Here is a 21194-nt window from a genome sequence, read left to right as displayed (position 1 = left end):
CGAAGGGAGGTTTTAGGACGGTATACGTAAAACTACAAAGTGAAAGACATGGGACTAATCGGTATCAGATTGCAGGCGTTGCATGAATTCTTCTGCTGCACTGTATCCTTGTTGGCGCAGATACCAGCTATTGGCGGCAGCTTCGATAAGACCGGCTACATCACGTCCAGGCTGGAGTTGGATCTCGATATGGGGAATAGAAATGTCCATATAGTCGGTGAAGGTAGGCTCTAACTCTAAATCATTGTTAAGAGCGTGTTCCTGCCACTTGGTCAGCTCGATATCGAGCACGATGCGTGTTTCATCTTGAAAGGCTTTGCGGCCATAAAGCCGTGAGACATTGATGAGTCCAACGCTGCGCAGTGCGAGGAATTCCTTCGTTTTGCCATTGTGCGTGCCAAGCAGCGTTTCCGGGCTGATCTTCTTGAGAACGACGATATCATCGGCGACTAGGCGATGCCCTCTGCGGATCAGCGTGTGGGCTGTTTCGCTCTTGCCAACACCGGATTTGCCGCGCAGCAGGATGCCGATTCCTGATACATTGACGCAGACCCCGTGGACGGCGATCTCCTGAGCCAATGATTTGCTCAAAAATAAATCAACCAAGTCCTGGAATTTGCTCGTAGGAGCGCTCGTGCGGAGAAGGGGGATTCGTTCTTCTTCGCAGTATTTCTTTAAGTATTTCAAGCCTTCTTGGTTTCTCGTTACGACGAAACAAGGCGGGTGATATTTGACGATATTACCGATGTGCAAATTTCTTTCATTTTCGCTAAGTTTATGCAGGTAGGTGATTTCTTTACGACCTAGTAGCTGCACATGCGCTTGTGGGAAATATTCAAAATAGCCGACAAATTCTAGACCAGGGCGGTGTGCCTTCGTTTTGGTTATAGGACGGTGGAGCTCCGAATGGCCAGCGAGAATTTCGAGCGAAAAGCGTTCAACTAAATCTTTCACAGTGACGGACTTCAAACGGGAGATCCTCCTTCGAGTTGATCGGTAATCAAGTAAACCTAGCGTAAAGATAAGCTTTTGATGATAGGCCTATCTATCTGTCTTTATTAAATTCTCTTTCACCTAGTAACAATCCTTTATTGAAAGCGCTTGAACATGGGATACATAAGCACTTCTTGCCAATCCGAAGCTTTTCGTTACTTTTGGAAGGTATATTGGTATGATGAAAGAAAAGGCTTTAAAGGGGATTAATGAAATGGATGTTGCTTATAAGAACTGCCAGAGCTGTGGAATGCCTCTCGCTCGTGATGAACAAGGCGGCGGTACGGAGAAATCGGGTAATAAGAGCAAGATGTACTGTAGTCATTGCTATCAGGATGGGGCGTTTACGATGCCTGATCTAACGGTTGAAGAGATGAGAGAACTAGTTAAAGGGAAATTAGTGGAGTTTGGCTTCCCGAGATTTCTAACGGGGCTATTTACGAGAAATATCCCTAAACTGAAAAGGTGGTCCTAGACGGAGAAGAAACAAATAACGCTCTGCACCTCGAGGTGTAGAGCGTTTTATAGTTAATCTCTTTACTTAAATCACCTCTCTGTATGTAAAAGCAGCTATCTGTGAAAGCCGCATTTTTTGGCAAGTGTTGGCCATGTCGAGAGGAACATGCTTTCCCACCTGTCTTCAGGTAACACGAGGATCCATCTGGCGATTTGATCCAAGCCCATTTCATAAAGCGTGTGAAGCACTTCTTCTTTTTCTGATCCGGTTTTTAATGCTAACATCTCAAAACCACCTCAATCGGTTGTATTCAAACAATTATGTATATGCGAAGTTTTGAAAATATGTGACGGTTATTTTCAAAATGCTCGTTCGCAAGCCTAGAAAGTAGATTGTTCTTTGTACCAATTGGAAATAAAAGGGTGTGAAATGGAGTAGGCTTGTCTCATTTCAAATGACTCCGAACGCTCGGATCAAGCGTTTGGAGCACCCGAGCTAGCTCCTCGTCTGTGACTGTTTCTCGTCCGTATCTCACACGATTATAAGCTGTGGTAAGCGCATCAACCGAAGCTTCTGCAAGCTGTGTTTGATGCGTGAGCTCCCAGCCTGTTTCGTTGGGGGTTAACGCGCGCTTGAAGGTATAACCGCTCCTGCTCGCCTGCCCAATCAACACGCGGTACAGATAGCGGATACGCTCCTGATTGTTAGGTAGCTGTGACCAAGACGGCTCGCGATTGGATGTTGACCACAGTTTCGAACTTGCTTTACGCCACCATAGGTTAGGAAGCTCTCTCCAATCGAGAAGGGCTTCTTTCTCGTCGGTATAACCGTCAGTTGTATCACCTTGCTCACGACGCAGCGATCGCTTCCAAAAGCGCCGTATGAAGGCGAGAAGCGCTGGTGCAACCTTCATCAAGATCAGATAGAGGCAGCCGAGGATAAGTGCAATGACTAACACATAGCCTACAATTTGCACAAGATATTGCATGAGAATCCCAAACCAACCTGGCTCATGCGGTGCGGCTGGCGGAAGTTCCATTGGAGGCGGCGCTGAAGGGCTGGCTTCAGGAACAGCAGGTGGTTCTTCGGATGACATCAATCCCAGCAGCCAAGCTAGGGTGCCATGCAGAAGGCGCATAAGGGCTTGCTTGACTTGCTGAAAGTAACCGACGGCAGCGATAACCGCAATAAAGCCGATTAACCATATGCGACTGGAACGTTTCACGGTTTGAGACAGCGACGAGGCTGCAGCGCGATCATTCCCTGCTAAGGTAGCGACAAGAAGCTGTGAGCGATTCGTTATAAAGAAGAAAAGGATCAGCGTAGCGAATCCGAGCCCGTTTAAGGCTATTTTGTATGGATGCATAAGTTCCACTCGAGTCATAATGGGTACACCAATGAAGTACATTACACCAGAGATTACGAAGACACCGGGTGGATAAAGGGAGAGCCCCCCATCTTTGGTATACCGAATCCCCCGATAGACGAGGAGTGCACCAATTGCCGCACATAAAGCAACGTGTAAGGGTTCCATTTGGAACACATAGGATAATCCGTAACCTGCAGCAACACAGACAAGGAACTCGTACCCTTTGCGAGAGAGCCATTTCAACTGTCCAACATAAGCACCAATCAAGAAGCAGAGCAGCAGTTGGATGCAAGTTAGAGAAAGTACACTATCGAACACATAAACTTGAGATAACGTAACTAGTGGAGCAAAGATTACCAGTTCGACGAAGCCGAATAAAAGTGCAAGACCGCATACCCGTAGAAAGAAGGATAAACGAGAAGGTGGAGAATTCGTTGGATTAAGCAAGGGCTTGAGCATCGGATGGAGCCGCCTCCTTATCACTGAGGTCAAGAAGATTATGCTGTAAAGGGACAAGGAAGACGGAATGTCCGGATGCTTCAAGTCGTTCGATGCTGCGTGCCATCCCCTCAGAAACGAAGGCGGTCAGCAGGATGATATCCAGCGCCTCACCTTCTACCTCGATGCCATAATCGAGAAAATCTTCACAGGAACGGGCACAAGAGATCGCAAGCTTCGCCATCGTTTGAAAAAGGTGTTCCAACTGCCCCCAGCCGCCTTCAGGCGCACAGTACACGGGAGCACCGGGTTCATTTAGCAGCCAACCGTTATAGCCAAAACCGACAGGAACACCTCGGCTAATGGCATGTTCGGCTAACGTTGCTGCGTAGGAGAGGGCTTTTTCGACTAGTTCAGGGTCGGTTACCGCATCCCACATCGTTTCGGTGACTTGACTGTTAACGACGATAAGTAATCGGGGATCAGCCGTGAATTCTCGGTTGTACACCTGAAGCCGCTGGCTGCGCGCCGTTGCTTTCCAATGAATGCTATTCATCGTATCGCCATAGCGGTATTCTCTTGCACCGGAAACGAGAAATGGATCAGGCATGATCCAGCGCTGAACCGTCACATCGCCTTGCCACCGACTAGACAAGAGTGGAATATCATCGCGATTCACGAGACGCGGGTAAACTAGAAGCTCTACGTGTATACGATGCGTGGTAGAAGCAGCCTGCAAACCGACGAAATCACCCATCGTTGCAGCGATGGTTTCCAGCTTGTACCAGCCGCGTTTGGCTGTATGCACACCATGGCGCCGCACGATGCGGGTATAGGGCATGAGGCTGAATAGACTGCGGTGATTTTGAAAAAGGGAGCCGCTGCTCACTTCCAGATTATTCATTTGCGTGAAGAGAAGTCCGGCATGAATCGTTGACTCCAGGCGCAGCCAGGGAATCGGTGCAAGCTTACGATTCACGATGGTTTCAATCATGAGAATATCATCGCCGACATGGCAATGTGTCGTATTAAAGGTTCGTTCAATGCGAAGTCCGCGAAACCCCCAGCGGGCGAAAAACTGAAACTGGAGAAAGAAGAGAGCGGCAGCGATAATGACAATCCAGCTTATGCTCATCCGTCCGTTACCCCATTTTCACTTCCGTAGGAACGGGGGTCATGGCCAGTATGTTCGTCAGCAGCGCATGTACCTGCTGATCCTGTTGGCGCGAGCGCGTGCGCAGCAGTACGCGGTGCGCCCAGACGGGCGCGACCAGCGCCTTGACGTCGTCCGGCAGCACGTAATCGCGGCCGCGCAGCGCCGCATACACTTGCGCCGCTTTCATCAAGGCGCGCACACCGCGCGGGCTGACGCCGAGCGCGGAGTCCGCATGCGTGCGCGTCGCTTCCGCGAGCTGCACGATGTAGTGCAGCAGCTCGTCGCTGACGCGCACCTGCGTGAACAGAAGCTGCGCTTCGAGCAGCTCCGCGCGGCTCACGACCGGCAGCAGCTGATCCAGCGGATCTTGCTGCTGGTAGCGCTGCAAGATCAAGACCTGCTCGGCTGCCGTCGGATAGCCGAGGGACAGCTTCATCAGGAAGCGGTCGAGCTGCGCTTCCGGCAAGGGAAAGGTCCCCTGATTCTCAACAGGGTTCTGCGTGGCAATGACGAGGAACGGCGCTTCGAGCTTGCGCGTTTCCCCGTCGATGCTGACCTGGCGCTCCTCCATGCTCTCCAGCAAGCTGGACTGCGTGCGCGGCGTCGCGCGGTTAATCTCATCGGCGAGCACGATGTGCGCGAAGAGCGGACCTGGGCGGAATTCGAATTCGCCCAGCTTCTGGTTGAAGAAATTGATGCCGCTTACATCGGACGGCAGCAAGTCAGGCGTGAACTGGATGCGCTTCATGGAGCCATCGAGGGAGCGAGCTAGTGCTTTGGCGAGCTGGGTTTTCCCTGTGCCGGGCACATCTTCAAGCAGCACGTGACCGGATGCGATCAATGCGATGACCAGGAGCTCGACGGTATCGTTTTTGCCTATAATAACGTGACCAACGTTTTCTTTGATGCGGGAAGCGATGCGCTCAATAGGTGCGATATTCAAATGATTAACCTCCTAAATAATGAATGATACGAATGAAATGAGATAGCAGAATAGTAAAGGTGTTAATAAGATAAGGTAGTGTCGACAAAGTTAGTTAATGAGGAACGACGTTCCGCTATTTCACTAATTGTGCTGTTCTTTAGACCCGAAGGGGAACGTAGATCCGCTATTTCACGGAAAAACGGTGGAAAACCTCCATTTTCGACAAAATAGCGGAACCTCGTTCCCTTCAGGTGAAAAAATGAGCTATTTTAAGAAAATAGCGCACTGAGGTTCCCTTTCGTTGTCCGAGTGGTGGGGTGTGGTATGGTGTCAAGATTTACATATGCTCCACGCTTATTTTAACACCTTGCAGGGGATTTTTACCAATGTTTCCTTAGACAAGCATGAATAATTCTATTTGTATATTCGATGGGCAGTGAGTACAATGGTGGTGATATTAGAATACGATATGGGTTGAGCTAAATTGGGGAGTCCTGGGAGGTCAGGCATGTACAAGCTGCTATTAGTGGATGACGAAGAGGATGTACGCGAAGGTGTCGTCCGTGAAATAAATTGGGAATCGATTGGCTTTGAAGTTGTCGACAAGGCGGAGAACGGGAAAGAAGCGCTGGAAATGGTGGAGCGGCTGCAGCCGGATGTGGTTGTGACGGATATTCAGATGCCTTTTATGAATGGCTTGCAGCTTGCTGAAGCAATTAGAGAGCGCTTTCCCACGATTAAGCTCATCATCCTGACAGGGCATGATGAATTTGAGTACGCCCAACGGGCGATTAAGCTGCACATTGATGAATATGTGCTGAAACCATTTTCCGCACAGGAGCTGGTGAATGCCCTTTTGAAGGTAAAAGGACACATCCAAGAAGAGGTTGCGCATCGTAAGGATGTGCAGCTGCTGAAAGAACATTATCGCAAGAGTATGCCGGTGCTGAAGGAGAATTTCTTAGCGACATTAATGAATCGGAAGCTCCCGCGGGACGAGGTGTTTGAGAAGGCAGCGAACTACGGGATTGAGCTAAGTGGCAATAGCTATGTGGTTGCCGTTTTGAGCATCGATGGGGTCTTTATTTCGGAAGAAGATGTGGAGAATCGGGAGGAACTGTCGAAGTCGATATCGTTGAAATATTCAGAGGATCAGGCGTTGAAATATTTCGCCCTTTTAAATATTACCGAAGAAATTGCGGGGAAGCGCGGCCTCGGCCTCGTTTTCATGCATGATGATCAGGTTGTCTTGTTAGCGGCGAGTGAAAATAGGGACAAGGAAGCTGCGCTGCAGGATACGATGAGAGTGCTGGAAGAAATTCGGCAGAGCGTGGAAAAATATTTGAAGTTCACCCTTACTGTTGGGGTGGGCAGTGTGATGAAGGACGTCACGAAGATCAGCTATTCGTATGAAGATGCTGTTCTTTCCCTCGACTACAGGCTAATTCTGGGCAGCAATCGCATGATTTACATTGATGATGTGGAGAAGCGAAGCGTGGATAAGGTTCGATTTGACGATGTGAAGGAACATGCGTTGACCCGGTGTATTAAGGTAGGCACGATGCAAGAGATCCGTGAGACGATTGATGAGCTGTTTCAGGGCATCGAGGCCGGTGTGTCGGTGAAGGACTATCAGATCTATTTGCTTGAAATTCTTACTTGTATTCTCAAAGCAGCCAAGGACTCGAACCTGAATGTTGACGAGGTATTTGGCGAGAGTTTCATCCCTTTTACCGAGATTAATAAGTTCACTTCCTTGGAGGAAGCGAAGCATTGGTTGGCCGAGCTGTGTGCGAGCATGATGAGTCATATTGCAACGGATCGTCAATATACGTATAAAAACCTCGTGGATCTAGCGAAAGATTACACGAAGAGCCATTATCATGAGGGCGATATCACGATCAATAAGGTGTGCGGACATTTGCATATCAGTGCGGGTTATTTCAGCTCCATTTTCAAAAAAGAAACCAAAATGACCTTCGTTAACTATTTGAACCACATTCGGATGGAGGCAGCGAAAGAGCTGTTACGCTCTACGGATATGAAGGCATTAGAGATCGCTGAGAAGGTAGGCTATTCGGATGCTAATTATTTCAGCTTTTCCTTTCGTAAAAATGTGGGCGTTTCCCCGAAGGAGTATCGCAATAACAGCGCCAAGGGGCTGTAGGGACTAGAAGGGGGGAGAGTTGCTTTGAAACGCAGAGTGAGTACGCTGCTGAAGGCTTTATATAACGTAATGCTCGATACGATGCGGGTAAAAAGTATTCAGTTTACCATAACGCTGTCATTCATTCTTATTACTGTAACCGTCATGCTTGTTGTCTCCTTGGTGCTCTATAATAAATTTGCTAAAACAGCAGAGGAGAGCGCCTTTCTGAGTACGGCCCAGGTGATTGAGCAGGTGCAATTCAATCTGGAGCAGTACATCAAGGGGATGTCAGATACGTTCGAAGTTGTAGACGCCAAAATCGCCAAAAGCCGCGGCATTCCGTCGGACAAGCTGCTCGAACAGTTAGACACGATCGCGAGTACGCGTGAGGATATTGTGTCTATTCATCTATTTACCGCGGATGGCGGGTTGGTCACGGGTGTGCCAACGACCGAGATGCGCAAAAATACACGGCTGCTCGAGCAGTCGTGGTTTAGGTCTGCCCTCGATAACCCAAACCATCTCACGTTCTCTTTACCGCATATCCAGAACCTATTCAAAGATCCTTACAAGTGGGTAGTTTCCATGAGTAAAGGGGTCGCGATCGAGCAGAATGGGAAGATGGTTGATGCGGTTATTTTGGTGGACATTAATTTCAAGACATTGGACGATGTGTTTCGTACGGTTTCTCTAGGTAAGAAGGGCTATGTCTATATCATTGACGATTCGGCAGGCAGCATTGTGTATCATCCACAACAGCAGCTTATTTATATTGGTCTCAAATATGAGAATGTGGAGCAAGCACTTAAATTTTCATATGGCCGATATATGGATGAGAGCGAAGGGGAGTCGCGGTTAAATGTTGTGCGGACGGTCAATAACATCGGATGGAAAATTATCGGGGTCTCCTATCTCGATGAAATTGTGACGACCCGCAAGGAAATTTCGACGTTCATGATTTGGCTGTTAGTCATCGTACTGTTCTTCATTTTGTTGATTTCCTCGTTCATGTCTGCACGTATTTCCCAGCCAATTAAACGACTGAAGAAGTCGATGGAAATGGTGGAGAAAGGACATTTCGACACGTACATTCATGTGCGTGGAGCCGATGAGGTCGAGCAGCTTTCGCGGCGCTTCAATTTGATGGTTTCGAGGGTTCGCGAGCTGATGAATCAGAGTATCGAGGAGCAGGAAATTAAGCGGAAGAACGAGCTGGAGGTTCTCCAATCGCAGATTAATCCGCATTTTTTATACAATACACTCAATTCGGTCGTTCGAATGGTTGGCAATGGGAGGACGGAGGAGGTTGTGACGACGATCACATCGCTGTCGAAGTTTTTCCGGATATCGCTCAGCAAAGGCAAAAATATTATTACGATTGGGGAAGAGATCGAGCATATTCGCAACTATTTGATTATCCAGAAGATGCGTTATAAGGACAAGTTTGAATATGAGATTAACGTCTCGGAAGAGGTACTTCCCTACAAAACGCTCAAGTTGATTCTGCAGCCTTTTGTGGAAAATGCGCTCTATCACGGGATCGAGTATATGGTGGATGAAGGGTTGATTGAGATCATTGTCACGATGAATGAAGGGGAAATTCTCTTCGAGATTCGAGATAATGGTGTCGGAATGTCAGAGGAAACACTGAAGAGTATTATGACCGGTCAGGTGAAAAGTGAAAAGGGCTCAGGTGTCGGACTGCGAAATGTGCATGAGCGGATTCAGCTGTATTTTGGCATGGACTATGGGGTCCACGTAAGTAGTGAACTGGAGGAAGGAACGATCGTCCAAATTAAGATTCCAGCCATATTGGAGGAAGAAGGGGGGAGTGAAGGATGAGATGGAAATCACTACTAATCGCTGTTCTCGTCGCTCTTCTCTCGATTTCTTCCTGCACCGAAAGTGTGGAAACCTTGCCAACGGAGCAGAAGAAGCACCTGGAGGTCATTCTCCGCAGTCAAGAAGGTGACTATTGGAAGACGGTAAAATTGGGGGCAGAGGTCGCCGCGAAGGAATTCGATGTGACGTTGGACTTTCGAGCACCAGGTGATGAGGCTGATGTGAAGGGGCAGATTGCCCTGATGGAGCAGTCTATTGCAAGCCTTCCGGATGCGATTGTCTTAGCGGCTAATGACTATAAGGAGCTTTCTCCTATCGTGGATGAAGCGGGTAAAGCGCACATTCCCGTCATTACGGTTGATTCTGAGGTAGAGACGAATAATGTGCGAAGTTTTATTGGCGCGGATAATTATGCGGCAGGCCAATTAGCAGGGCGGCAACTGATTAAGCTGATGGGAACGAGTGGGCAAATTGCTATTATGAGCTTTAGAAAAGGGGAGCGGAACACGGAGCTGAGGGAGAAAGGGCTTTTGGACGAAATATCGAAGTTTCCCGAAGTTCAGGTGATCGATAAGGTATATAGTTTAACGGATCGGGAGCTTTCCGCCAAGCTCACGCATGATGTCATCGACAAACATCCAGAGCTGGATGGGATTGTGGCGCTGAATGAGATCTCCTCAATAGGCGTTGCTAGTGCGGTACAGAGTCGGAATTTGAATGAAAAGGTGAAAATCATCACGTTTGATAGTACCTCTGAGGAGCTAGAGCTGCTCCAGGAGGGGGTCATTCAAGCAACGATTATTCAAAATCCGTTTAGCATCGGTTACTTAGGCGTAAAAAGTGCGGTAGATGCCATTGAAGGAAAAACGGTGCCAAAGCGCGTGGAAACGGGGCTTAAGGCGATTGATTTGAGTAATATGTTCTGGTCAGACAATCAAAAATTGCTATTTCCATTCATAAAGTGATGAGAAAACCTCTATCGAAGCCATTCAGGGATGAGCGACCGCGTTTAGAGGTAAGTTTTATCGCCAATAAGAAAGCGGTTTTCGGGAACCGAAAACTTATACTTTCTTATGTGGTAGAAAAGTGATGAGAATTTCGATAGAAGACATGAGGATATTGCATTTGTTTATGCCCTTTGAACCAGTATAGTAAGGAATGTAAACAAACAATATACCTTTTAGGGAGGGTCTTATCTTGAAAAAATTACTTACACTTGCCGTAGCAGGCGCTTTGGTTGCAACCGTTGCAGGTTGTGGAAATAAAACAGAAACACCAGCAGCAAGCACAGCCCCAGCAGCTTCCACGGGTGCAGCAGCAACGACAGCTCCAGCAGCTGGTAAAAAACCAACAATCGGTGTAGCGATCTATAAATTTGACGATACGTTCATGTCTGGTGTTCGTGCAGCGATCTCCGACTCGGCGAAAGATAAAGCAACTGTTGATATCGTAGACAGCCAAAACTCCCAACCGACACAAAACGATAAAGTTGACCTTTTTATCACGAAAAAAGTAAATGCACTTGCGATCAATGCCGTTGACCGTACAGCAGCTGGCGTTATCATCGATAAAGCAAAAACAGCGAACATTCCAGTTGTCTTCTTGAACCGTGAGCCACTTGATACGGACATGAAGAAATGGGATAAAGTTTACTACGTAGGCGCTAAAGCTGAGCAATCCGGAACAATGGAAGGCCAACTATTGGTTGACTACTTCAAAGCTCACCCAGAAGCTGACAAGAACAAAGACGGTAAAATCCAATACGTCATGCTTAAAGGCGAACCAGGACATCAAGATGCTGAGCTTCGTACGAAATTCTCTATCCAAGCGATCACGGATTCCGGCATGGGTGTAGAAAAAGTTGCAGAAGATACAGCGATGTGGGATCGCGTTAAAGGTCAAGAGAAAATGGCAGCATTCCTAGCTTCCAGCGAAAGCAAAATCGAAGCTGTTCTTGCGAACAATGATGATATGGCGCTTGGTGCAATCGAAGCTTTGAAAGCAAAAGGCTATTTCAAAGACAACAAATTCCTTCCAGTTGTTGGTGTAGATGCAACAGCTCCAGCTCTACAAGCGCTTAGCGATGGAACGCTTCTAGGGACAGTTCTAAACGATGCGAAAAACCAAGGTGCTGCAACAACAAGCGTAGCAACAGCTCTTGCTAATGGTTTAGTGCCAAGCAAAGAAACAACTGGCTATGATATCACTGACGGTAAATATGTTTGGATTTCCTACAAAAAAATCACAAAAGCGAACATGAACGAAGCGAAGTAATTGTGAGAGTGGGCAAGAGAGGCGATCACTGAGCAATAGTCGCACTTTTGCCTTCCTTTTTTGGAAATATAAGAAAGTATAAGTTTCACTCTTATATTATGCTTATATTTTTGGATAAACGCTCCCGTCAAGGTAGACGGCGTAGCAGTTTATTTCAAAACCCGTGCAAAGATAAAGAGAAATAAGCTTCGAATAAAGGCTTCACTTTGTGGGGATTATCGTGAGCTGTAGGGGGAGTTACCATGACTGTACATGACTATTTACTGGAAATGAATCAAATCTCCAAAGAGTTCCCCGGCGTCAAAGCGCTGGATAATGTCACCCTCAAAGTTCGTCCAGGAAGCGTACATGCGCTAATGGGAGAGAACGGTGCGGGTAAATCGACGCTCATGAAATGCTTATTCGGCATTTATAAGCCAGATGGTGGAGAAATTAAGCTGAATGGAGAAGTCGCTTCAATTACGAACTCCAAAGATGCATTAGCGAATGGTATTTCCATGATTCATCAAGAGCTTCACCCCGTTCCACATCGCAATGTGATGGAGAACATTTGGTTAGGAAGATTCCCGCTAAAAGGTATCGGACCTTTGAAATTAGTGGACCACAAAAAAATGCGTACAGATACAGAGAGTTTGTTTAAACAACTCCAAATGGACATTAAGCCGGATACACTGGTTGGTACCTTATCGGTATCCAAGGTGCAATCCATTGAAATCGCCAAGGCTGTTTCTTTCAATTCGAAAGTTATTGTTATGGATGAGCCGACTTCCTCCCTTACGGGTAACGAAGTTGAGCAGTTGTTTCGGATCATTCGCGATCTGAAGAGCCGCGGTGTTTCGATCATCTATATTTCACATAAAATGGAAGAAATTCTGGAAATATCGGACGAAGTAACGATTATGCGTGATGGTACCAAAATTGGTACATGGGCATCTTCCGAACTTACCACAGATATGATCATCTCCAAGATGGTTGGACGTGATTTAAAAGAGCGCTTCCCTGAGCGCAGTAATGTGCCAGAAGGCGTATTGATGAAGGTAGAGGACCTGACTTCGGTCGTTCCTAAATCGTTCAAGAATGTGTCTTTTGAGCTGAAAAAGGGTGAGATTCTCGGTGTCGGCGGCCTTGTAGGGGCACAACGGACAGAGTTGATTGAATCCCTGTTCGGGATGAGAGGTATCGCTTCAGGAAGCATCTCTATTCATGGGAAGCCTGTGAAGCTGAAATCGCCGATGGATGCGATCAAACAGAAGATTGCTTTGCTGACGGAAGAGCGCCGCGTAACAGGTATTTTCCCTGTGTTATCGGTTTTGGAAAACACGGTCATTGCCAATTTGGGACGATACATGAATCCATTTGGTTTTATTCAGGAAGCGAAACGTAAAGAAGAAGTGAAACAGAGTATCGAAATGCTACGCGTAAAAACGCCGAATATGCATGCGCTGATTAAGAACTTGTCCGGTGGTAATCAACAAAAGGTTTTGCTGGCCAGATGGCTGTTAACGGAACCTGATGTACTTCTTCTCGATGAACCAACGCGGGGAATTGACGTAGGAGCGAAATTCGAGATTTACTCCATCATTGCTGACCTTGCGAAGCAGGGGAAAAGTATTATCATGATCTCTTCTGAAATGCCCGAGCTTCTTGGGATGTCAGACCGAATTATGGTTATGTGTGAGGGACGTCTTACGGGTATTGTAGAAGGAAATAAAGCAACAGAAGAAGAGATTATGCGCCTTGCTGCACAGCATATGGCATAATGGAGGGGGCCTAGAACCATGACTACCAAAACAGAAACATTGAAATCCAGAGACCTTAGCGGGTTCATTACCAAATACGCTATCTACATCGTACTAGTTGTTCTAGTTATTGGGATCGCGATTTATGATCCACGCTTTTTATCCGTAAGTATTCTACGTGATATCTTATTGCAATCTTCCACTCGCGTCATTATCGCATTGGGTGCAGCGTTCATTCTTATTACAGGCGGAACGGATTTATCCGCAGGGCGAATCGTTGGTTTATCCGCGGTTATCTCCGCTTCTATGCTCCAAACAGAGGAGTATGGTAGAAGATTTTTCCCAGACTTACCGCAATTGCCAATGATTATCCCGATTCTAATTGCTGTTGTAGCGGGTTTAATCGTGGGTTTAATTAATGGGATTGTCGTTGCTAAATTCAAAGTCCCGCCATTCATTGCGACATTAGGAACGATGGTAGCCGTGTACGGTGCCAACTCCTTGTATTTCGATATGAAGCCAAATCAATCACAACCAATCGGTGGATTGAGAGGAGACTTTAGCAGCCTGGGAACGGGAGCAATTGGATCAAGCTCAACGTACTCGATTCCTTATATCGTTATTTTCGCGATAGTTGTCTCGGTCATTGTTTGGATCGTATTTAATAAAACAAAGCTTGGCAAATACATGTACGCAATTGGTGGAAACATTCATGCTGCAGTCGTTTCTGGGATTAACGTAAATCGCTACTTGATCTACATCTATGCGATTGCTGGTGCGCTTTACGGACTTGCTGGGGTATTGGAAGCAGCTAGAACGGGTGGAGCAACGAACAACTATGGTAACATGTATGAGCTTGATGCGATCGCGGCTTGCGTTGTCGGCGGTGTATCAACTTCAGGTGGTATCGGTACGGTACCAGGTGTGCTTGCAGGGGTATTGATTTTCAGCGTTATCAACTACGGTTTGACGTTTATCGGTATCAGCCCATACTGGCAGTTAATTATCAAAGGTGTGATCATCGTTGCTGCAGTAGCGTTTGATATGCGCAAATATATGAATTCGAAGTAAGTAATGGAGGCTGTCGATATTCTCGGCAGCCTTTTATAATCTAGTTATATGTAAGCGTTTACGAATTGTCGGAGGGATAAAAAATGAGTAATAATCACAACAGGCCGGATTGGAAAAAGCGACATTTATTCACCTCTTTGCAAACGAAGCTAGTAGGGGCCTTTGTACTCGTTTCCTTACTGGTGGGCATCACGAGCGGATTATCTTACATATATATCAAAAAAGTGGACAACTCCTACACGGTGTTGCTCGATACGAATGTGAGATTACTCCAGGACGTTGCAGAAATAAAAGAAAAAACACAGATGCAAACGAGTTTATTGTTTGGTTATGTGCTGGACCCCACGAAGGACAGGGAAAAGCTTTTAACAGATATGAATGGGAAGCTTTCCTCGATCATTACGAAAATGCAAGATACGGACGGGAACGAGGAGGAACAATCCGCAGTTGGGTCCATGCTGGAGGCGAATCACACTTTCGCTAGGTTGGTTCAAAAGGTAGTTGCGTACGGTGAAAAGGGTGACGCCTCCTTGGCAAAAGCGGAAGCTATGCAGTGGGCGATTCCAACAACGGACACATTGACGCAAGCAGCGGCTAAAATCGAAGAACTCGAAGCCGTCATTCAGGCAGATGCTTCTATTCAAAATCATCAGACCGTCTCGGCGACGATCAAGACATTGATTTGGGTGAGTGGAGCGGCTTTAGTATTCGCACTAGTTATAGGTTTTTTGGTCTCGCGTTCAATTGTGATACCAGTGCGCTCCATGGTGAGAGCGGCAGAGCGAATCGCGAATTGCGATTTATCTGTGGGTGATATTGGGGTGAAAAGCCGCGACGAGCTGCAGGATTTGGCGATAGCTTTCAATCAGATGAAAGGTAACCTGCAGGGCTTGATTCGCCAAGTGGGCAGCAGCAGCGAGCAGGTTGCTGCGGCTTCGGAAGAGCTTAGTGCGAATTCCAATCAGGTTAGTGAGTTATCAGAGCGGATCACGGGAACGATTCAACTCATTTCGCAGGGCACGAATGCTCAGGTGGGCAGTGTCCATCAAGGTGTTGCGATCATGGAGGAAATGTCAGCGGCGGTTACGCAGATTGCTAGTGTGACGCAAACAGCGAATAAGCAATCTGTGTTTGCGCAGCAGGAGGCGGGGGAAGGTACTGCGGCGATTGAGACTGCGATGCTGCAAATGAAGGCTATCCATCAGAAGATGGATGAGTTGGCCGTTTCGGTCGCTCGTTTAAGCGCCCGTTCCGAGAAAATCGTCAATGCGAACGCGATGATCGCGGGTATTGCGCGGCAGACGAATATGCTGGCGCTCAATGCTTCGATTGAAGCGGCACGGGCAGGCGCCGCGGGCAAGGGGTTTGCTGTGGTTGCGGAGGAAGTCCGCAAGCTGTCCATGCAGACCGGCGCAGCGGCGGAGGAAGTGGCTGCTCTCGTCACGAGTATCCAGGAGGAGACGAGGGACGTAATGCGCTCCACCGAGGCGGGCAGCCGTGAGGTGGAGACGGGGCTTGAGGTCGTCGGCGAAGCGGGAGCGACGTTCCGGCGCATTCGTTCGGCGATGGACGAGGTCGCTCGTCAGATCGAGGAAGTGGCAGGCTGCTCGGAGGCCATCTCTGAGAAGACGCTCGTCGCTGCCCGCGTGATCCGCGCCATCGACGAGGTGGCGGGGCAGACCGCCGCGGGCGCGAAGAACGTCTCCGCGAACATCGAGGGGCAGTACGCGAGCATGGAGGAGATCGTCTCCTCCGCGACGGTGCTGAGCAGCATGGCTGCGGAGCTGCAGGGGTTGATTGGGCGGTTTCGGGTGTGATGTGGGTATCCATGATTTAGCATTTATAGCGTTGTAGAAGTAGTTTAATCGCGGTGCAGATCACCCCATACTGACAAGCGTAGTTCATACGCCTGCCAGTATGGGGTTTTTGCATTGACTAGCATTTAGAAGGACTTGAAAGGGAACGTAGATGCCTTATTTTGCCAAAATCGGATGAAACGAGATCCAAGGGGAACGTAAAGGCGCTATTGGGTCAATTTACGTAAGATATAACGGTTTTCAAAGGAATAAGATACTGTAGTTCCCTTTGGATGATGATATTACCTATTTTTCCGCAAATAGAGTATCCTCGTTCCCTCTTCGTGGGGAACTCATAGGACGACCCCGTTTATTTTGGGCAAGTAGCAAGGGGGAGCGTTCTAACGGGGACCATAGTGCTACAAAGGGATCTACGTTCCGTAAATTTGGTATGGAGAGGAAATACTGTGATCGAACAACAGAAAGCAGATATGTCCTAAATGTCTTGCATATAATCCAATATCAGCATTTTTCGTACAATAACAAACTTACATGTGTTTTCTTGTGAATTCGGGGAGTTGAGATTGCGAAGAGAGGAGTTATTCCCTTTGATGGAAGCCGCAAGCAAAATAATGAAATTATTTGTGATAACGAGTGGGGTCGCCTTGTTTGATATTGTCATGCTTTCACCGGGATTTATAGGCATTGGAATCGGACACAGTGCGTTACAAACGGCACTCACCGTTTCCATTCTGCTCGGAAGCACCCTGGTATTGCTATTTGGCATTTATAGCATAGTCATGAAGCCGAACGTTCGACTTCCCGTCAAACAGATGAAGAGCCCCGAAGATTTAGAGGGTGCTTTGAAACAATTCAAAAGTGTCAAATCCCTTGCCCAGGAAATTGCGCTTGGCTTGCACCAATTGGAGCGGATGCGTAAAAAACAAGAGACCATACGAAGTGTCCTCACCCAGAGGTTTGAACCGAGCGGACTTAGCTTTCAGAAATTTGCTTCTACGACGCAGGAGGTGGAGAAGTTATTTTTTCACAATATACGGAGTATGATAAACCGTCTCCATGTGTTCGATGAAGAGGAGTTTCAAAGTATCTCTAAACAGAATACCAGCCAGTTATCTCCTGAGCTTTTGCAAGAAAAAAGAACCGTGTATAAAGCACATATGTCGTTTGTTAAATCCTCTTTACATATAAATGAAGAAATTTTGCTCAAATTGGATAGGTTGCTGCTAGAAATTTCTCGACTAGATAGCCTGGAGATTGGTGATATCGGGCAAATGCCGGGTATGCAAGAGATTGATGCTTTGATCAAGCAAACACAATTCTACAAACAGTAGAGGTGGTGCTCAAAACATGAATAAAACGAAGTTCTTTTTTATATCACTTCTTATTGTGATGATTGTATTTATCGGTGTCTATGCGGGCGTTTCCTTCACGGCCAATTTAGGCAAATCTACAAATCAAGTGACAACGGAGAATGCTGCAAAGCAATTGAACAAGATGTACGACAAGATTTCGGTGGTGAACGGAACACCAGTGAAAGGACAGATAGATATTAATCCGGCCGATGTTGCTTCCTCTCTGCCTGATATCTCGAAATTTCCAATTACGGTGAATAATACAACCGATTATTTTGTAGAAATTTTCTCCTCGACTGAGAAATCCGGCAGTGGTGTGGATGGTTGGTTAACCGATGTAGCGAATGAATTTAATAAAGCGCAGATTGTGGTTAACGGGAAGACGGCCTCTGTGAAAATTCGCAATATTGCTTCTGGTACGGCGACAGACTATATCAAGTCAGGGAAATATGTGCCAGATGCTTTTACACCTTCGAATGAGTTGTGGGGGGAGATGATCAAATCCGGCGGTCCGAAAATACAACTAGTCACCAAAAGTCTGGTAGGCAATGTCCCTGGCATTGTGATTTCGAAGAAAAAATATGATGCCCTCGTTGCCAAATACGGCTCCATCAATGTAAATACAGTAACACAAGCGATCTCTAATAATGAATTTGCTATGGGCTATACGGACCCTTTCGCGAGTTCAACCGGCCTCAATTTTCTCGTAACAGCTTTAAGTACTTGGGATAATAAAAACCCAATTAGTGAGAAGGCCGTTCAAGAATTTGAGAAATTCCAAACGAACGTGCCCTTTATCGCATCGACAACGATTCAAATGCGAGATGCTGCGAAGTCGGGGATGCTGGATGGCTTCGTGTTGGAATACCAGACATTCCAGAATGCGCCGGAGCTTACGAATGACTATGTGTTTACACCTTTTGGATATAGACACGATAGCCCACTCTATGCGCTTGGTGATCTGCCGGTCGTGAAACTTGATGTGATTAAGCGATTTGCTGAATTTGTTACACAGGCGAAATATCAACAAGCAGCCAAGGAAAAAGGGTTTAATGGGCTAGAAAATTACAAGAGTGAGCTCCCTGCGATAGATGGCAATACACTTTCTTCTGCTCAAAAGGTTTGGAAAGAAAAGAAGAATGGCAGCAAGCCTCTAGCAGCTGTTTTTGTGACGGATGTATCTGGCAGCATGGACGGTAAACCCATTAGTCGATTGAAAGAGTCCCTGCTCAAAGGCCAGAAATACCTGGGTAAAGAAAATAGAATTGGTCTTGTATCCTATTCGAACGGGGTGACGATTAATCTCCCCATTGCCAAGTACGATACGAATCAGCAATCGCTGTTTGTCGGTACCGTAGGTACGCTCCAAGCAGGGGGAGGAACAGCGACGTTCGATGCCATTGCCGTTGCCATGAAAATGCTGCAAGACTATATGGTAGCAGATCCGAATGTGAAGCCGATCATCTTCGTTTTGAGTGATGGGGAAACCAATGCAGGACATTCTTTGAAGGACATTCGAGGATTGATCGAGACGTTGCAGATTCCCATCTATACGATTGGTTATAACGCGGACATTCAAGCGCTTCAGAGTATTTCGAGTATCAATGAGGCTGCGAGCATTAATGCGGACACGGATGATGTTGTTTATAAAATAAGTAATTTGCTTAACGTCCAGATGTAGGGTTAACTTACCGACCAAAGGGGGAGCAACGATGTCATTTTCGATGGAAATTGTTGGCGACGAGGTGCTTAAAGCCGTTGTAGAGGAACAAGTGAAGCCTGTTCCTGAGGAAGTTGTGAAGCTGAAAGCACAAGCGGAACAGAATGTGCAGACGATCATGGAGATCGATCTCGATTCATTGGAGAAGCGAAAAAATATTTTGGCAGCGGTAGAAAACTTCGGTATTGAGACGATGCGAGCATCCTCACAGAAAAATGCTTTACTCCAAGTAACGATAGGGCAGCTTTCGAGGGCGGGTGACGAGGGTGGAATCGTTGCCAAGGGACTCGGGGAGCTGCAGCTCCAAATGAAGGACCTCGATCCTAGCGGGATCGACTTCGTCAAACGCGGGTTTCTGGGGAAGTTTTTTAACCCACTTCGCTCCTACTTCCATCAGTTTGATAAAGCGGACATGGTCATTGCCGAGATTATCGAAACGCTGAATAAAGGGAAATCAGGGCTGAAGGATGACAATACGACACTTCTTCTCGAACAGCATGCACTGCGTGATCTTACCAAAAAACTTCGTAAAGAGATCCAGCTAGTTTCCTATATGGATGAAACGATTGAAGCTCAAATCGCGCTCGCCAAAGCCCGAAATGATGATCCAGAGAAGATTCAGTTCATAACCGAAGAGGTGCTTTTTCCACTTCGTCAGAGGACGCTCGATATGCAAGCGATGATGGCGGTCAATCAACAAGGCTTTATTACCTTCGAAGTTGTTATCCGGAATAATAAGGAGCTTATCCGTGGGGTAGATCGTGCAAGTACAGTAACGGTAGCGGCTTTGCGCGTCGCGGTTACGGCGGCAAGTGCGCTAGCCAACCAACGAGTGGTGCTGAAGCAACTAAATGCGTTGTACAATACAACCAATACGTTTATTGAACATACGGGGCAGATGTTGAAGCAGCAAGGCGTGGATATTCAAAAAGGCGCCATTGAGGCAAGTATTTCAGCAGATTCGCTCAAAAAAGCATTCGCTGACAGCTTTGAAGCCCTGCAGGCGATCAGTACCTATAAGCAAGAAGCGCTTCCGAAAATGCGTGAAACGATTACCCAGTTCCGTGAGCTGGCTGAAACGGGAGAGAAGCAGATTCTGCGGCTTGAAAGAGGCGCGGCTGTGAGGTTATAAGGGAAAGGAACCTTGGACTTGTTAAAGTCTGAGGTTCCTTTTTTGTCGTTCGGTGCTGGTAATGGATAACTGGATTTCATGTAGTTAAATCTTTAATAATCGATCTTAAATACTAAATAACTGGATTTCCTGCAGCTAAATATAAGGAATTTATCGAATTCGGGCAAAATGGGATAAATTAGCTACCTATTTTCCATTTAAATTGAAATTTCGGAGAGTTGCCTCCAGAATAGCTGTACATTTTCCAGTTAATTGGATTAAGATGTTTTCCTAGCGATTCCTAGTCCCGAATTTCCACAATCAACTCGATTTCCACAGGCGTGTGGAAAGGAAGATCGCTCGTGCCGATCGCGGAACGGGCATGTTTGCCGTTTTCGCCAAAGATCTCAACAAGCAGGTTGGATGCACCGTTGATCACATAAGGCTGGTCGCCAAAGCCGGATTCGCTGTTGACGAAACCGAGCATTTTGACGATTTTGACTACACGATCCAAATCGCCTAAATAGCCTTTCATCACCGCTAAGCAGTTGATAATCGTCTGACGAGCTGCCTCTTGGCCTTGCTCAATCGTGACTTCACGACCTAGTTTACCTTCATACATGAGCTCACCGTTAATACGGCAATCTTGGCCGGACAAGTAGATTAAGTTACCTGTTTGATTGCATGGAATATACGTGAAACGCGGTTCTGGGGAAGGGGGAAGCGTGATACCAAGCTCTTGCAAACGTTGTTCAATAACGGACATGTGAATGACCTCCAA

At 47.0% G+C, this 21194-nt stretch carries 17 protein-coding genes; 11 read left to right on the top strand and 6 right to left on the bottom strand.

The window, feature by feature from the left end; genetic code table 11:
* Positions 1–54: 54 nt before the first annotated feature.
* Entirely contained in the window at positions 55–969 is a 915-nt protein-coding gene (gene hprK, locus GC096_RS26550; protein ID WP_171634416.1) for an HPr(Ser) kinase/phosphatase, read from the bottom strand.
* Between the two features lie 202 nt (positions 970–1171).
* Here hprK and GC096_RS26545 point away from each other — a divergent pair, with 202 nt between their 5' ends.
* On the top strand, positions 1172–1468 hold the full coding sequence (locus tag GC096_RS26545; protein WP_246302980.1) for a zinc ribbon domain-containing protein: 297 nt from the start codon (positions 1172–1174) through the stop codon (positions 1466–1468).
* A 95-nt stretch (positions 1469–1563) separates the two neighbouring features.
* On the opposite strand, the gene GC096_RS26540 is transcribed toward GC096_RS26545, so the two are convergent.
* From GC096_RS26540 to GC096_RS26525, 4 genes are all read right to left on the bottom strand, one after another.
* Positions 1564–1734 (bottom strand): hypothetical protein, encoded by a 171-nt coding sequence (locus GC096_RS26540; RefSeq protein WP_155993910.1) that lies wholly within the window; start codon positions 1732–1734, stop codon positions 1564–1566.
* A gap of 161 nt (positions 1735–1895) precedes the next feature.
* On the bottom strand, positions 1896–3278 hold the full coding sequence (locus GC096_RS26535) for a DUF4129 domain-containing protein (RefSeq protein ID WP_171634414.1): 1383 nt from the start codon (positions 3276–3278) through the stop codon (positions 1896–1898).
* Positions 3259–4392: a DUF58 domain-containing protein gene (locus GC096_RS26530; RefSeq protein ID WP_171634413.1), complete on the bottom strand. Its 1134-nt coding sequence runs from the start codon at positions 4390–4392 to the stop codon at positions 3259–3261. Before GC096_RS26530 ends, GC096_RS26535 begins: the two co-directional genes overlap by 20 nt.
* Positions 4393–4399: 7 nt before the next feature.
* Complete coding sequence (locus tag GC096_RS26525) at positions 4400–5356, bottom strand: AAA family ATPase (RefSeq protein WP_171634411.1); 957 nt, start codon at positions 5354–5356, stop codon at positions 4400–4402.
* Between the two features lie 490 nt (positions 5357–5846).
* Here GC096_RS26525 and GC096_RS26520 point away from each other — a divergent pair, with 490 nt between their 5' ends.
* From GC096_RS26520 to GC096_RS26475, 10 genes are all read left to right on the top strand, one after another.
* Entirely contained in the window at positions 5847–7505 is a 1659-nt protein-coding gene (locus GC096_RS26520; protein WP_171634410.1) for a response regulator, read from the top strand.
* A gap of 69 nt (positions 7506–7574) precedes the next feature.
* Complete coding sequence (locus tag GC096_RS26515; protein ID WP_171634426.1) at positions 7575–9329, top strand: sensor histidine kinase family protein; 1755 nt, start codon at positions 7575–7577, stop codon at positions 9327–9329.
* Positions 9326–10294, top strand: coding sequence for a substrate-binding domain-containing protein (locus GC096_RS26510; protein WP_171634408.1), 969 nt, complete (start codon positions 9326–9328; stop codon positions 10292–10294). Before GC096_RS26515 ends, GC096_RS26510 begins: the two co-directional genes overlap by 4 nt.
* Before the next feature lie 232 nt (positions 10295–10526).
* Entirely contained in the window at positions 10527–11603 is a 1077-nt protein-coding gene (locus tag GC096_RS26505; RefSeq protein WP_216626270.1) for a galactose ABC transporter substrate-binding protein, read from the top strand.
* A 242-nt stretch (positions 11604–11845) separates the two neighbouring features.
* Positions 11846–13363, top strand: coding sequence for a sugar ABC transporter ATP-binding protein (locus tag GC096_RS26500; RefSeq protein ID WP_171634407.1), 1518 nt, complete (start codon positions 11846–11848; stop codon positions 13361–13363).
* Positions 13364–13381: 18 nt separating this feature from the next.
* Positions 13382–14413 carry a galactose/methyl galactoside ABC transporter permease MglC gene (gene mglC / locus GC096_RS26495; RefSeq protein WP_171634405.1) on the top strand — a complete coding sequence of 344 codons (1032 nt, stop codon included), beginning with the start codon at positions 13382–13384 and terminating at the stop codon, positions 14411–14413.
* Between the two features lie 83 nt (positions 14414–14496).
* Entirely contained in the window at positions 14497–16230 is a 1734-nt protein-coding gene (locus tag GC096_RS26490; protein ID WP_171634404.1) for a methyl-accepting chemotaxis protein, read from the top strand.
* A 590-nt stretch (positions 16231–16820) separates the two neighbouring features.
* A complete protein-coding gene (locus GC096_RS26485; RefSeq protein WP_171634424.1) occupies positions 16821–17561 on the top strand; it encodes a hypothetical protein in 741 nt (246 codons plus the stop codon).
* A 16-nt stretch (positions 17562–17577) separates the two neighbouring features.
* Entirely contained in the window at positions 17578–19263 is a 1686-nt protein-coding gene (locus GC096_RS26480) for a vWA domain-containing protein (protein WP_171634402.1), read from the top strand.
* Positions 19264–19294: 31 nt separating this feature from the next.
* A complete protein-coding gene (locus GC096_RS26475; RefSeq protein WP_171634401.1) occupies positions 19295–20434 on the top strand; it encodes a toxic anion resistance protein in 1140 nt (379 codons plus the stop codon).
* Between the two features lie 280 nt (positions 20435–20714).
* On the opposite strand, the gene GC096_RS26470 is transcribed toward GC096_RS26475, so the two are convergent.
* Positions 20715–21179, bottom strand: coding sequence for a RidA family protein (locus GC096_RS26470; protein WP_028557558.1), 465 nt, complete (start codon positions 21177–21179; stop codon positions 20715–20717).
* Between the last annotated feature and the right edge of the window lie 15 nt (positions 21180–21194).

This window comes from Paenibacillus plantarum (genome assembly GCF_013141695.1).
In the GTDB taxonomy this organism is placed as follows: domain Bacteria; phylum Bacillota; class Bacilli; order Paenibacillales; family NBRC-103111; genus Paenibacillus_E; species Paenibacillus_E plantarum.
Note: the sequence above shows the minus strand (reverse complement) of the source record. Positions and strands in the feature narration are given on the sequence as shown.